Below are 14675 nucleotides of genomic sequence, written 5' to 3' on the forward strand. Positions count from 1 at the left end.
GGCTCCCCAGACTGGACTCGAACCAGTGACCTACGGATTAACAGTCCGCCGCTCTAACCAACTGAGCTACTAGGGAACAGCATTCAACGGGGCGCAATACTAATGCCAGCTATACCCCCTGTCAACACTTTGAATCACTGATTTTCACTAACTTGAGCTACTTGCATAATGTTTGAACAAAGCGCTGTTTGTAGCAGCAACTTTTTCTGAAAAAAATTAAATTTTTTATATAGCACTAAAAAAACTGAGCTATGCCTAGTGTCTATGCGCACTGCACAGAGTTACCCACAGAATCTGTGGATAACTCTGTGAGTTGTCAGCGTGTTAGTTGGGGAAACACCGGTGTCTATTGGCTTGGCTGCAGGTCAAGCAACTTGCGACGAATATTTTATTTGTTTTATAACAATGAGTTACGTTGGCGTGTCTGCTGTGGCTATGCTTTGCGAGCCGAATTGGCTTTCCTCGGTGGATTTGTGAACTGTTTTACTACAAATGGGGTATTTAGATAAATACCATCATTGAGTAGAAAATCAGGATGAAACGGCATAGCTTGCACTCAGGCTTTTCTTTACAATGGCGCTACGTCGGATCCAATTTGTAATTATGACCAGAAAAAAAAGCACCTATTCATTAACTAAAGACGATATTCAAGCCACGCTTGTCGCTATGACATTGCCAATGTTAGTAGGCATGATTACGTTAATGACGTTTTCTTTGGTCGATACGTTTTTTATTAGCATGCTCGGTACGGTTCAACTTGCCGCTATCAGTTTTACCTTTCCGGTATCTTTTGCCCTAATTAGCTTATCTATAGGCTTAAGCATTGGAACCTCTGCAGTTATTGCTAAAGCTCTGGGTGCAGGGCGTTTAGATGATGCCCGAAATGACGGTCAAGTTGCGTTAGCGTTGTCGTCAGCGTTAGTTGCAATATTGGCGGTGTTGGGGTTTTGTTTTAGTGCACCGCTATTTTCCTTGCTGGGTGCTGATGCCGACACCCTCGTTTATATTCATCAATATATGGACATCTGGTTTTGTGGCGCGGTGTTATTAGTGCTACCCATGGTAGGAAATGCAGTGCTTCGTGCTGCCGGCGATACGAAAACGCCGAGCATTATTATGGTGTGTTCAGGTTTAGTGAATGCGGTGTTAGACCCGATACTTATTTTTGGTTTGGGGCCAATACCGGCGATGGGTATGCAAGGCGCGGCTATTGCAACCCTTGCTTCTTGGGTGTTGGGCGCGGTGCTTATTCTGCATTTATTAATCAAACGCCAACTGATTAGTACCCATTGGATCAACGCTGTTGAACTGCTTACTATTTGTCGTAAAATTTTGCGTATTGGTTTACCCGCTGCTGGTGCCAATATGTTAACGCCGTTAGCGATGGCTATTTTAACGGCCATGATGGCAAGCTATGGTGCGCAAGCGGTTGCTGCTTTTGGTGTTGGTGCAAGGCTAGAAAGCATCGCTTGCATAGTCGTGCTGGCATTATCGATGACCTTACCGCCTTTTATTAGCCAGAATTACGGCGCAGGCATTATGCAGCGGGTGCAACAAGCGTATCGTTTGTGTGGCCGTTTTGTGCTGTTTTGGCAGTTTGGCATCTATCTAGTGTTAGCCGTACTGGCGTATCCGCTAGCACGAGTATTTAGTGACGAGCCAGAAGTGGTACGTATTGTGTGTTTATTTATTTGGCTGGTACCGTTAGGGTATGGTTTACAGGGCATCACTATTTTAACGAATTCATCGTTTAATGCGCTACATAAGCCCGGTAGTGCGTTGGCACTGAGTTTAGTGCGCTTATTTATATTTTATGTGCCGATGGCATGGTTGGGCGGAAATTTATTTGGTATTACCGGCTTATTTATTGGCTGCGTTATCGCCAATCTGTGTACTGCAGTGCTAGCGTGGCGCTGGTTTAATTATGCGGTAACGCGCACGGTATCTGAGGTTACAGCATGACACGTCATTTTGAATTGGTTTCGCAATACAAGCCGGCGGGTGATCAGCCTCAAGCTATAGATAAATTGGTTGAAGGTCTTGAGTCTGGCTTAGCCCATCAAACCTTACTGGGTGTTACTGGCTCGGGTAAAACCTTTACCATGGCCAATGTTATTGCACAGGTTGACCGGCCAACGTTAATCATGGCGCATAATAAAACTTTAGCGGCGCAACTATACGGCGAAATGAAAGAGTTTTTTCCGCATAATTCGGTCGAGTATTTTGTTTCGTATTACGATTATTATCAGCCAGAAGCGTATGTGCCCTCTACCGATACCTTTATTGAAAAAGATGCGTCGATTAATGAGCATATAGAACAAATGCGTTTGTCAGCAACCAAAGCACTGATGGAGCGCCGTGACGTTATTATTATTGCCTCGGTTTCTGCGATCTATGGTTTGGGTGATCCAGAATCGTACATGAAAATGTTGCTGCATTTAAAAGTGGGCGATATTGTTGACCAGCGTTTTATTTTGCGCCGTTTGGCCGAGTTGCAATATAGCCGCAATGATATTGAGTTTCAGCGCGCAACTTATCGTGTGCGCGGCGATGTTATTGACGTGTTTCCGGCTGAATCTGACGATATTGCGGTGCGTATCGAGCTGTTTGATGAAGAAATTGAGCGGCTGAGTATTTTCGACCCGCTAACTGGCGCCGTAGAAAAAGTAGTAACTCGTTTTACCGTGTACCCGAAAACGCACTATGTGACACCACGCGAGAAAATTTTGGCGGCGGTAGATGAAATAAAAATAGAATTAAAGCAGCGCCGTGAAGAGTTAATTACCAACAATAAGCTGGTAGAAGAGCAACGTCTAAGCCAGCGTACCTTGTTTGATATTGAAATGATGGTAGAGCTGGGGTATTGCTCAGGTATCGAAAACTATTCACGCTATTTATCTGGCCGAGCCAATGGCGAGCCGCCACCAACCTTACTAGATTATTTTCCCGCTGACGGCTTGATGTTTATTGATGAGTCGCACGTTACGGTGTCGCAAATAGGCGCTATGTATAAAGGCGACCGCTCACGCAAAGAAAACTTGGTTAACTATGGTTTTCGCTTGCCGTCTGCGTTGGATAATCGGCCATTAAAATTTGATGAATTTGAAGCCATAGCGCCACAACGCATTTATGTATCGGCAACACCTGCCGTATACGAGCTTGAGCAGTCTGCTGGCGAGGTTGTTGAACAAGTAGTAAGACCAACCGGCTTGCTTGACCCAATCATTGAAATTAGGCCGGTAGCCAGTCAGGTAGACGATTTACTGTCTGAAGCTTTTATTCGTGCTGAGCGAAAAGAACGGGTTCTGGTAACCACGCTAACGAAAAAAATGGCCGAAAACTTAAGTGAGTATCTGCATGATCATGGTGTTAAGGTGCGTTATTTACACTCAGATATCGACACTGTCGAGCGGATGGAGATTATCCGCGATTTACGCTTAGGCGTATTTGATGTTTTAGTGGGCATTAACCTATTGCGTGAAGGCTTAGATATTCCTGAAGTGTCATTAGTGGCTATTTTAGATGCGGACAAAGAAGGCTTTTTACGCTCAGAGCGCTCGCTGATCCAAACTATTGGCCGTGCCGCGCGTAACTTATCAGGCCGCGCTATTTTGTATGCAGATCGTATTACCGGTTCAATGCAACGGGCTATTGATGAAACCGATCGCCGCCGCGTAAAGCAGCAGCAATTCAACCTAGATCATGGTATTTCGCCAACCGCGATTAAAAAGAAAATATCTGATGTAATGGATTTGGGGCAAGACACTAACCAAGCGTTACCTATGGTGGCGGAGAAGCTGCGCTTAGTTAAAGGTAAAACACCGTACCAAGTTGAGGCCGAAATTAAGCAGCTTGAACAAAAAATGCTGCAACATGCGCGTGATCTTGAATTTGAGCAAGCGGCTGCGCTGCGAGACAAGGTGCATATGCTTAAACAAGCGTTATTAGAATTATAAATGCCTTGTAGAGTTAGCTAAATAGCCCGAATTCATTGATCGTTCAGACATAGCTGCTAACATGCGCCCGATCTGGCATACCTGCTCGATCACGTGCATTTATTTAGTAAGGGACAATTATGAGACGTACAATACTTGCAACCTTGGTTACGGTTTTTTCGGCTTCGACATTTGCTAGTACTTTTCAACATCAGACAGACGCTAACTTTGGCTGGCTTGATATAAATGGCGCCGAGCTGCAACAGTGGAATTTAGCGCATCAATTTTATCTTGCCCCAGTTAATTTAAATGGCAAAGCGCCTTTCGCCGAAGCCGGCTTTTTAAGCCGCATTGCTAGCGTTAACGGCACATATAGCTACACAGATATAGATTTAGGTGCTACTAGCCAAAGTAGCAGCAATTGGTCTATTGGTGGCGAATACAAAGATATAAGCCACAACTTTTATGCGAGCGCGCAATTATTAGAACTGAATGGCAGTAAAGACCGCGCCATCTTAGCCAGCGCTGGTTTGTTTATTAGCTCTGATTGGCTGGTTAAACTCGATGCACGTAATATCAGGCCAGACAGTGTTGGTAGCTATACTGAATATGGTATTAGCACGAAAAAACTGATGGCGTTAGATAATGGTAACTTTATTAATATTGAAGCCAGTTTTATGGACGTGCGCGGCGATAACGACTCGGAATACAGCGTAGCGGCAGATTACTATTTTGGCCGTAATATTGCGTTAGGTTTAGCCTATGATTGGACCTCAGATGACGTGGTTAACGCCAACAGCGATAGCATAACCGTGCGGGGTAGTTGGTATTTGCAGCCGAATATTGCACTGCGTGCTGCGGTTAGCTTTGACTATCTTGGCTCTGGTGAAGAGCAATATCAGTTAGGTGCTAGCTACCGTTTCTAGCACGATAGCAGCAGTTCGCTTCAACTTACCCGCCAACTTGGCGGGTTTTTCCTTTCTGAATTAAATTAACAGGTTTATACTTAGCCGGCACATACCCCTATGTTGCTGTTATTGCGCAAAATATCGCCAATAAGCTAGGCTATACCTGTTAATTTGATTGTTAGGAACCCTTACTATGCCAGCTAAGAACCTGCTGTGTTCTGCTTTTATACTCTCTGTTGTATTTTTTCTTAACGCGTGTGAGCACGCTACAGAGCAGGTAACAGAGCCTTTAATTCGGCCGGTTAAACTGTTTACCGTCAATGCCGGTGGTGCAGGGGTGATCCGGCAGTTTCCGGCGGTAGTCGAGCCTAGCGAAAATGTAAGATTAACCTTTAGGGTTGGCGGTAAGTTAACTAAGGTATTGGTGCGACCTGGGCATAGTGTTGTGGCTGGGCAACTTTTAGCCAAGCTGGACGACACTGACTTAGCCCTAAAAGTAGAGCAAGCTAATGCGCGTTTTGAGCTGGCCAAAACCCAATACGAGCGGGCAGAGCAATTGTTAGCGCAAAAACTGGTATCACAATCGGTATTTGATGAAGCTAAAGCCCAGTTTCAGGTAGCATCAGCAGATTTAAAAACCAGCACAACCGCGTTAAGTTATACCGAGCTACATGCGCCTTTTGCCGGCATTATTTCTCATCAGTTAATTGAAAATCATGAAAACGTGGCCGCGCAACAACCTATTTTAGAGCTGCAGTTACGTGGCAGTATCGATATTGTAATCCAAGTGCCAGAAGATGTTATTTCTAGCGTAAAAAAAGAGGTCGATTATAAGCCCGATGTGATTTTTGACACGCATCCAAAATATCGTTATCAAGCAAAAATTAAAGAATGGAATACTCGCCCAGACGCAGCAACGAATAGCTATAAAGTGGTGTTTAGTATGCCGAACCCAGAAGAGTTTAATGTGTTTTCTGGCATGACGGCTAACGTTATTGTGCAGATGGATAAAGTTAGCCGTCACGACAATTATATTAGTTATATTCCCGCCAGTGCGGTGTTTAGCCCTGCAGCGCAAAGTGTGGATGAGCAACAGAATTATGTTTGGGTGTATAACCCTGAATCACAGCAAGTTAACCAACGTTTAATTACCATTGGCGAACTAACGAGTGCCGGTTTAGCCGTAACCTCAGGTGTGAAAGTGGGCGAGCAGATTGTTAGTGCTGGCGTGCAGCAGCTTAGTGAAAAACAGCAAGTAAGGCCGTGGGTGCGTGAGCGGGGGCTGTAATCATGGATTTTGCCGCTTACTTTATTAAAAACCGTACCTCATCATGGCTGTTTGCCTTAATTTTATTATTTGGCGGCGCTATTGCTTATAGTGGTTTAGGCCGTTTAGAAGATCCGCAGTTTACGCTAAAACAAGCCATGATCATTACGCAGTATCCAGGTGCTTCACCGCAACAAGTGGAAGAAGAAGTTAGCTATTTGCTGGAAAATGCCATTCAACAACTGCCTTATGTCGATCATGTTACCTCGGTGTCTAGTGCTGGTATGTCGCAAATTATGGTTGATATGAAAGACACTTATCGAGCTAAAGAGCTAAAGCAAATTTGGGACGAACTACGGCATAAAGTCAGTGACTTACAAGGCCAACTGCCACCTGGTGTTGGTGCGCCCAGTGTCCGCGACGATTTTGGCGATGTCTATGGTATTTTATATGCGGTTACCGGTGATGGTTTTACTGATGATGAGCTGCGTGACTACGTTGATTTTCTGCGTCGTGAATTAGTTACCTTGTCGGTGGTAGGTAAAATAGTGGTTGGTGGTGCACAGCAGGAACAGGTAATTGTTGAAATTTCTCGCTCACGCTTAGCCGCAATTGGTATTTCACCCGCGCAGTTGGCTAACCTGTTTCAAAGCCAAAATGTGGTGTCAAATGCAGGTTCAATTAAAGTTGATGCCGAACGTATTAGAATTCACCCTACTGGCGAGTTTCAGCATGTATCTGAACTTGAAAGCCTAATTATAAGTAACCCCGCCGCAAGTGAGCTAATTTACCTTGGCGATATTGCCACCGTGTATCGCGCGCCAACCGAAACACCGATGCAGGTGATCCGCCAAGCCGGTAAAAATGCCCTTACTTTGGGCATTTCGTTTAGCTCTGGCGTAAACGTAGTAAAAGCTGGCGAGCAGGTTGCGCTGCGTTTACAACAGCTAAATTATAATCGGCCAATGGGTATAGAGCTGCACACCATATACAACCAGCCGGATGAAGTATCGCAATCGGTAACCGGGTTTATTATTAACTTGGCCGAAGCTGTGGCTATTGTGGTTATCGTGCTGCTGGTATTTATGGGGCTGCGCAGTGGCTTTTTAATAGGCTTAATTTTATTACTTACCGTGCTTGGCACCTTTATATTTATGCGGCAAATGCAAATTGAACTGCAGCGCGTGTCGCTTGGGGCATTAATTATTGCTTTAGGTATGCTGGTTGATAATGCCATTGTGATAACCGAGGGCATATTAATTGGTATGCAGCGCCGTTTAAAATTAGCAGACGCGGCATCGTTAATTGTTAAGCAAACTCAGTGGCCACTGCTTGGCGCCACCGTTATTGCGATAACGGCATTTGCGCCTATAGGTTTATCTAGCGACGCTACTGGCGAGTTTGCGGGCAGTTTGTTTTGGGTATTGCTAGTGTCATTGTTACTCAGCTGGGTAACAGCCGTTACCTTAACGCCATTTTTTGCCAGTATGTTATTTAAAGATCGGTTGTCGCCAGCAAATTCTACAGAAAACAATACACAAACTAATGATGCGGACCTATACAAAGGTGTTATTTTTAACGTCTATCGCACGGCTCTGCGCTTAGCGCTGCGTTATCGCGCCCTAACTTATATCTTAACTTTAGCGTTGCTAGTTAGCAGTCTATTGGTATTCACCAAGGTAAAGCAGGTGTTTTTTCCGCCCTCTAATACGCCTATTTTTCTCGTTGATTTGTGGCAGCCTGCTGGCACAGATATTCAGTATTCCACGGCGCAAGCAGAAGAAATTATGGCCTATTTGCAACAGCAAGAGGGTGTAATTAATATTACCTCAACCTCTGGCCGCGGCGCTGAGCGCTTTATGCTGACTTACCAGCCAGAAAAAATATATGCTGATTACAGTCAGCTCATTGTGCGCATGGCAGATAAAGCCATGTTGCCGGCAATAATGGCTCAGGTGCGCGAGCATATTTATCTGCATTATCCCAATATTGAATCTAAGCTAATGCGCTTGGAAGTAGGGCCATCAACCCCTGCTAAAGTTGAAGCGCGGTTTAGCGGCGCTGATCCTGATGTGTTACGGCAGTTATCTGAGCAAGCACAAGCGATATTACTCGCCGATGCCGGTGCGCATAATGTTCGCGACAACTGGCGTAATAGGCAAAAGCTGATCCGGCCAAGATTTAATGAAGCTATGGCGCGCCGTGCCGGCATAAGCAAACAAGATATTGATGATGTGATGCTTAGCAGTTTATCGGGTAAAACCTTTGGTGTGTATCGTGACGGTACGCATTTATTACCTATTGTTGTGCGCTCTCCGCTTAGCGAACGTGATAATGTTGATGCCTTATATGACTTACAGGTATACAGCAGTAAACTTGGCCGCTATATCCCTATTACCCAAGTGGTTAATGGTTTTGATTTGCAGTGGGAAGATGCACAAATACAGCGCCGTGATCGTAAGCGCACCATAACAGTAATGGCTGACCACGATATTCTTGGCGACGATACCGCAGCGAACTTGCTAGCGCGAGTAAAAGATAAGATTGAAGCCATACCCTTACCTGCGGGTTATTTTTTACACTGGGGTGGCGAATATGAAAAGCAGCAAAAAGCGCAAAAGGCGCTATTTGGTTCGCTACCTTTAGGTTATCTGGTAATGTTTATTATTACCGTGTTGTTGTTTAATTCATTACGCTCAGCGCTAGTGATCTGGGCCTGTGTGCCGTTAGCGGTTATTGGAGTCAGCTTTGGTTTAAGCTTAATGGGCGCCCCTTTTGGTTTTATGGCGCTATTGGGCTTTCTTAGTTTGTCCGGCATGCTGGTTAAAAATGGTATTGTACTGGTCGAGCAAATTAAGCTTGAGTTAGAGCAAGGCAAAGAAGCGTATTTAGCCGTATTTGAAAGTGCGGTTAGTCGGGTGCGGCCGGTTGCTATGGCGGCAATAACCACTATTCTTGGCATGGTGCCGTTACTCGTAGACGATTTTTTTGCCAGTATGGCAGTAGTTATTATGTTTGGCTTAGGTTTTGCGACAGTACTCACCTTGTTATTCTTACCTGTGTTGTATTGCACAGTATTTAAAATAAAAACGAGAACAGAATAATGATCAGTAAGTTTATATCTCCAGTATTCGTTAGTACCGTACTGTTAAGTGCGGGTGCTTTTGCCGCTACTGATTGGTTACCCCCATTACCGCAGTGGCAGGGGGCGAGTGAAGCCTTAATTAAAAATAAAAATCATCCTTGGGTTAGCCCAGCTGAGCTTACTGATTTAACTGATAGCCCCAATTATGCCGCTACCTTAGCGTATCTACGCAAACTGGTTGATAGCTCTGATTTACTAGAGCTAGAGCAGCTAGGCTCAAGTGCGCAGGGGCGGCCGTTGTACTTAGTTAAGGCCAGTTCGGCACTGCATAAGATTGCACAAAACCCACAAAGGCCAATGTTATTAGTGCAAGCCGGTATTCATAGCGGTGAAATTGACGGTAAAGATGCAGGTTTAATGTTACTGCGTGATATTGCCCATGGTGATAAAGCTAATTTACTCGCTAATACTGATTTGTTATTTATCCCGGTATTCTCGCCAGATGGTCACGAACGTCGTTCGGTTACCAGTCGGATGAACCAGCGCGGTCCAATAACCCAAGGCTGGCGCGCAACTGCGCAAAATCTGAATTTAAACCGTGATTACGCTAAAGCCGACACGCCAGAAATGCGCGTATTAATTGATGTAATAAACCGGTATCAACCGGATTTATATATCGATATTCACGTTACTGATGGCGAAGATTATCAGTACGACATTACTTATGGCTTTAACGAACCCTTTGCTGCGATTAGCCCCAATGGTGCCAGTTGGTTAGCCAAATTATATCGGCCCGCGGTAAATGCTGCACTAACTCATGCTGGGCATATTCCCGGACCGTTAGTATTTGGTGTTGATAGCAAAGATTTCAGTAAAGGCATTAGCGGCTGGACAGCTAGCCCACGTTACTCTAATGGTTATGGTGATGTTAGGCATTTGCCAACGGTGTTGGTAGAAAACCATAGTCTCAAACCTTACCGTCAGCGGGTACTCGGTACCTATGTTTTGCTAGAGCAAACGTTAAAATTACTTAATGAGCAAGGCAAAGCGCTTATTTTAGCCCGACAAGCTGATTTACAAGCGCGGCCTAAACGCATGGTGTTAAGTTATAAAGCCAGTGAACAGCCTGAATTTGTCGATTTTAAAGGTATGGCTTATCAACTTAAACCTTCAGCCGTTAGTGGCGATACCTATGTGTACTGGACCGGCGAGCCGAAGTTATACGAAAAACTGCCAATATTTTGGGATAAAGTAGCAGATAAAGAAACTGTTATTCCTAAAGCTTATTGGTTGCCACCTGAGCAGCACGAGGTGATCCAGCGTTTGAAAATACATGGCATTGAGTTAAGTGTATTAACCGCGCCACAAAAACTGACTGCACAGCAGTTAACGGTAACCCGTCATAGTTTTACTAATGCCCCGATTGAAGGGCATTTTATGCCGCAAAATGTGCAATTTAGTAAGGAAAATGTCAGTCGTAACTTAACTGCGGGTTGGATAAAGGTGAGTACAGATCAGCCGCTGGGACGGTTGGCGGTAGCGCTGCTAGAACCAAGTGCGCCAGACTCATTCTTTAGTTGGGGCTTCTTCCCAACCCTATTTGAGCGTACTGAATACTTTGAGCCCTATGCGATAGAGCCGCTAATTAACGCCATGCTAGAGCAGCAGCCCGATTTAAAGCAGCAGTTTGAACAAGCACTGGCAAATGATGCAGCACTGCGTAGCAGCCCTCGTGAGCGTTATAACTGGTTTTATCGCCAGATGCCGTATTACGACCAAAATTACCTTAAATATCCGGTATTAATAGAGATGTAGGCTTGCGCTTGCATCTCTATCTCGACTTAGCCTAAAGCTATACTTTTAAACCCCAATCGTGCCAAGCCTGTTCAGCTAGGCTGGCCCGAAATTCGGGGGCGGCAATATCAATTAGCCCGCGCGCGCGTTCGGTTAAGCTTTTTGCTCTTAGGTTAGCAATACCGTATTCAGTCACAATATAGTGGGCGTGAGCACGGGTAGTAACTACACCGGCACCAGGGCTTAATAGCGAGCTAATACGTGATACCTTACCACCGGCGGCAGTAGCGGGCAGGGCGATAATAGCGCGGCCGCCCTCAGATAACGAAGCACCACGAACAAAGTCCATTTGCCCGCCGACACCTGAATATACTTTAGTACCTAACGAGTCAGCACAGACCTGACCGCTTAAATCGACTTGTAACGCACTATTAATTGCCACAACCTGCGGATTTTGGCGTATTACTGCCGTGTCATTGGTGTATTCCACATCAAGAAAGCTAACCAGTGGATTATCGTCGATAAAGTCATATAGCTTCTGGCTACCCATAGCAAAGGTGGTAACAATTTTGCCGCGGTGTTTGCGTTTATTTTGGTTGGTAATAACGCCGCTTTCAATCAGTGGCAATACACCATCTGAAAACATTTCGGTATGAATACCTAAATGCTGGCGATCAGTAAGATAACGCAATGTCGCATCAGGAATCGCGCCAATACCCATTTGTAAGCAATCACCATCGCGAATAAGGCTGGCTACATTGCTACCTATTTTGTCGGTTATCGCATCCTGTGCTGCCGGTAAGTGCAGTGGAATAGCCGCGGCATGCTCAACATAGCGGTCAATTTGGCTAATATGAATAAACGAATCACCATGAGTGCGTGGCATCATTGGGTTAACCCAAGCAATCACTTTTTTTGCCATTTGTAACGCGGCACGAGTGGCTTCAACTGATACGCCAAGGCTGCAAAAACCATGATTATCTGGTGGCGACACCTGAATTAATGCAACATCTAATTTTTGTTCGTGGCGACGAAATAGCTTAGGAATTTCTGATAAAAAAATCGGTACATAATCGGCTCGGCCACAGTTAACCGCATTGCGTGTGCTGCGACCAACAAAAAAACAGCGCTGGCGTAAATGGCCTTCAAGCTCTGGCGCACAAAGCATTTCGCTATTTTCAGTATGCAGTTGCAGCAAGGTTAGGTTGCGCTTGCTAAGTGCAACCTTGGCTAGCGCTTGTAATAGGTAGTAGGGGGTAGCCGCCATTGAATGGCACCAGATTGAATCATTATCGGATAAAATTTGTAGAGCTTGTTCTGCACTATCAACTCGCATTGGTGTGATCTCCTAGCGTTTCTAGATTAAGTAACATTTAGCCTAACCGTTTTCTGTGCGCACATTATGACAGGGATCAAAGAGTTACAGCCAGTGTTATAAAACTAAAGGATAATGAATAAGGTGTTAGTAATGCTACCGCTATTAATTTTTTTAATCTGCTCGTTAGAGGTATTGTCGAAATGAAAAAGCCCCGCGGCGTGATGCCAGCGGGGCTTTTGCTTAAAGCAAACAGCTTAGTTGTTTTTAGCTGCTTTCTTTTCTTTTTCTTTAGCTATTACCGCTTCAGCTACGTTGTTAGGGCATGCAGCATAGTGAGCAAATTCCATAGAGAACTGACCACGACCTGATGTCATTGTACGCAGGCTGCTGATATAACCAAACATTTCTGATAATGGCACGTCAGCTTTGATCCGTACGCCAGAAGCGCCAGCTTCTTGACCAGAGATCATGCCGCGACGACGGTTTAAGTCACCGATAACATCACCAACGTGATCTTCTGGGGTGAACACGTCAACCTTCATGATTGGCTCAAGTAATTGCGGGCCTGCTTTTGGCATACTTTGACGGAATGCACCTTTAGCCGCGATTTCAAACGCGATAGCTGATGAGTCAACGGCGTGGAAACCACCGTCTACCAGTTCAACTTCAACGTCTAATACTGGGAAACCGGCCAGAGGACCTGTAGTCATCATAGACTGGAAGCCTTTTTCAATGGCTGGGAAGAATTCTTTCGGAACGCTACCACCAACTACTGTAGACTTAAATTTAAAGCCAGTGTTTTGCTCGCCAGGGCGAATGAAGTAGTCAATTTTACCAAACTGACCAGAACCACCAGATTGCTTCTTGTGCGTGTAGCTATCTTCGATTTCGCGAGTAATAGTTTCACGGTAAGCAACCTGAGGCTGACCAACAACTAAATCAACACCGTAGGTACGTTTTAAAATATCTACTTTGATATCTAAGTGTAATTCACCCATACCACGTAAAATGGTTTCACCTGAATCGGTATCAGTTTCAACACGGAAAGTTGGATCTTCTGAAACCATCTTACCAATAGCAATACCCATTTTATCAACTGAGTTTTTGTCTTTTGGCGTTACAGAGATTGAAATTACTGGCTCTGGGAATACCATTGGCTCTAGCGTACATTCATGCTTAGGATCACACAATGTGTGGCCAGTTTGGGTATTATTTTTCATACCTACTAGCGCAATGATGTCACCAGCCTGAGCTGAGGTTAAATCGATACGGTCATTCGCGTACATTTCAACCATACGGCCGATACGTTCAGTTTTACCCGTGAATGAGTTAAGGATGGTATCGCCTTTGTTCAATACGCCAGAGTATACGCGTACGAAGGTTAGGGCGCCAAAACGGTCATCCATGATTTTGAACGCTAATGCGCGGAACGGCTCGTCAGCAGAAACAACGGCGAACTTGCCATTTGGGTTGCCTTCTTCATCAGTCAGAGGCTGTGGGTCAACTTCAGTTGGCGATGGTAAATAGTCAACAACCGCGTCTAATACTAATTGCATACCTTTGTTTTTAAAGGCAGAACCACAGTATGTAGGGAAGAATGCTAAATCACGTGTGCCTTTACGAATACAACGCTTTAAATCTTCAATTGAAGGCTGTTCGCCTTCCATGTAAGCCATTAATAAATCGTCGTCTTGCTCAACAGCCGTTTCTACTAACTGCTCGCGGTACATTTCAACGTCATCAGCCATATCAGCTGGTACGTCAGATACGGTGAAGTTATCAGGGTTACCTGAGTCATCCCAGATGTAAGCTTTACGAGTTAATAGATCAACTACACCACAGAATGTTTCTTCACGACCGATAGGTAAGGTCATGATAAGTGGCGTTGCGCCTAATACTTTTTTAACTTGTTCAGTTACGCGGATAAAATCTGAACCGATACGGTCAAGTTTGTTGATGAAGATTAGACGAGCTACTTCTGCATCGTTCGCATAACGCCAGTTGGTTTCTGACTGAGGTTCAACACCGCCAGAACCACAGAATACACCGATACCGCCATCCAGTACTTTTAATGAACGGTAAACTTCAACCGTAAAGTCAACGTGGCCCGGGGTATCAATAACGTTAAAACGGTAACCTTTCCAAAAACAAGTTACAGCAGCTGACTGGATAGTAATACCACGCTCAGCTTCTTGTTCCATAAAGTCGGTAGTTGTTGAACCATCGTGCGTATCCCCGGCTTTATGTATTTTACCGGTCAGTTTCAGGATACGTTCCGTAGTGGTGGTTTTGCCGGCATCAACGTGGGCGAAGATACCAATGTTTCTGTATAAGGATAAATCTGCTGACATAGTAATCTCATTAAGCT

General features: G+C 44.9%; 8 protein-coding genes and 1 tRNA gene. 6 read left to right on the forward strand and 3 right to left on the reverse strand.

The window, feature by feature from the left end:
- Positions 1 to 2: 2 nt before the first annotated feature.
- Positions 3 to 76, reverse strand: a tRNA-Asn gene (locus tag MN199_RS04950).
- A 527-nt stretch (positions 77 to 603) separates the two neighbouring features.
- Between MN199_RS04950 and MN199_RS04955 the strand changes: the two genes are divergently transcribed.
- From MN199_RS04955 to MN199_RS04980, 6 genes are all read left to right on the forward strand, one after another.
- Positions 604 to 1962, forward strand: a complete 1359-nt coding sequence (locus tag MN199_RS04955) for an MATE family efflux transporter (protein WP_132582951.1) — start codon at positions 604 to 606, stop codon at positions 1960 to 1962.
- Positions 1959 to 3956: an excinuclease ABC subunit UvrB gene (gene uvrB / locus MN199_RS04960; RefSeq protein ID WP_335738609.1), complete on the forward strand. Its 1998-nt coding sequence runs from the start codon at positions 1959 to 1961 to the stop codon at positions 3954 to 3956. Before MN199_RS04955 ends, uvrB begins: the two co-directional genes overlap by 4 nt.
- A gap of 119 nt (positions 3957 to 4075) precedes the next feature.
- Entirely contained in the window at positions 4076 to 4861 is a 786-nt protein-coding gene (locus MN199_RS04965) for a putative porin (protein ID WP_132582955.1), read from the forward strand.
- Positions 4862 to 5036: 175 nt separating this feature from the next.
- Positions 5037 to 6131, forward strand: a complete 1095-nt coding sequence (locus tag MN199_RS04970) for an efflux RND transporter periplasmic adaptor subunit (protein WP_132582957.1) — start codon at positions 5037 to 5039, stop codon at positions 6129 to 6131.
- 2 nt (positions 6132 to 6133) lie between these two features.
- Positions 6134 to 9214 carry an efflux RND transporter permease subunit gene (locus MN199_RS04975; protein ID WP_335738610.1) on the forward strand — a complete coding sequence of 1027 codons (3081 nt, stop codon included), beginning with the start codon at positions 6134 to 6136 and terminating at the stop codon, positions 9212 to 9214.
- Entirely contained in the window at positions 9214 to 11010 is a 1797-nt protein-coding gene (locus tag MN199_RS04980; protein ID WP_335738611.1) for a M14 family metallopeptidase, read from the forward strand. The genes MN199_RS04975 and MN199_RS04980 overlap by 1 nt, the downstream gene beginning before the upstream one ends.
- A gap of 37 nt (positions 11011 to 11047) precedes the next feature.
- On the opposite strand, the gene MN199_RS04985 is transcribed toward MN199_RS04980, so the two are convergent.
- Together MN199_RS04985 and fusA are read right to left on the reverse strand one after the other, a co-directional pair.
- Positions 11048 to 12325: an acetyl-CoA hydrolase/transferase family protein gene (locus MN199_RS04985; protein ID WP_335738612.1), complete on the reverse strand. Its 1278-nt coding sequence runs from the start codon at positions 12323 to 12325 to the stop codon at positions 11048 to 11050.
- Between the two features lie 236 nt (positions 12326 to 12561).
- Entirely contained in the window at positions 12562 to 14658 is a 2097-nt protein-coding gene (fusA, locus tag MN199_RS04990; protein ID WP_335738613.1) for an elongation factor G, read from the reverse strand.
- Positions 14659 to 14675: the final 17 nt, after the last annotated feature.

It is taken from the genome of Rheinheimera metallidurans, assembly GCF_036983985.1.
GTDB lineage: Bacteria > Pseudomonadota > Gammaproteobacteria > Enterobacterales > Alteromonadaceae > Alishewanella > Alishewanella metallidurans.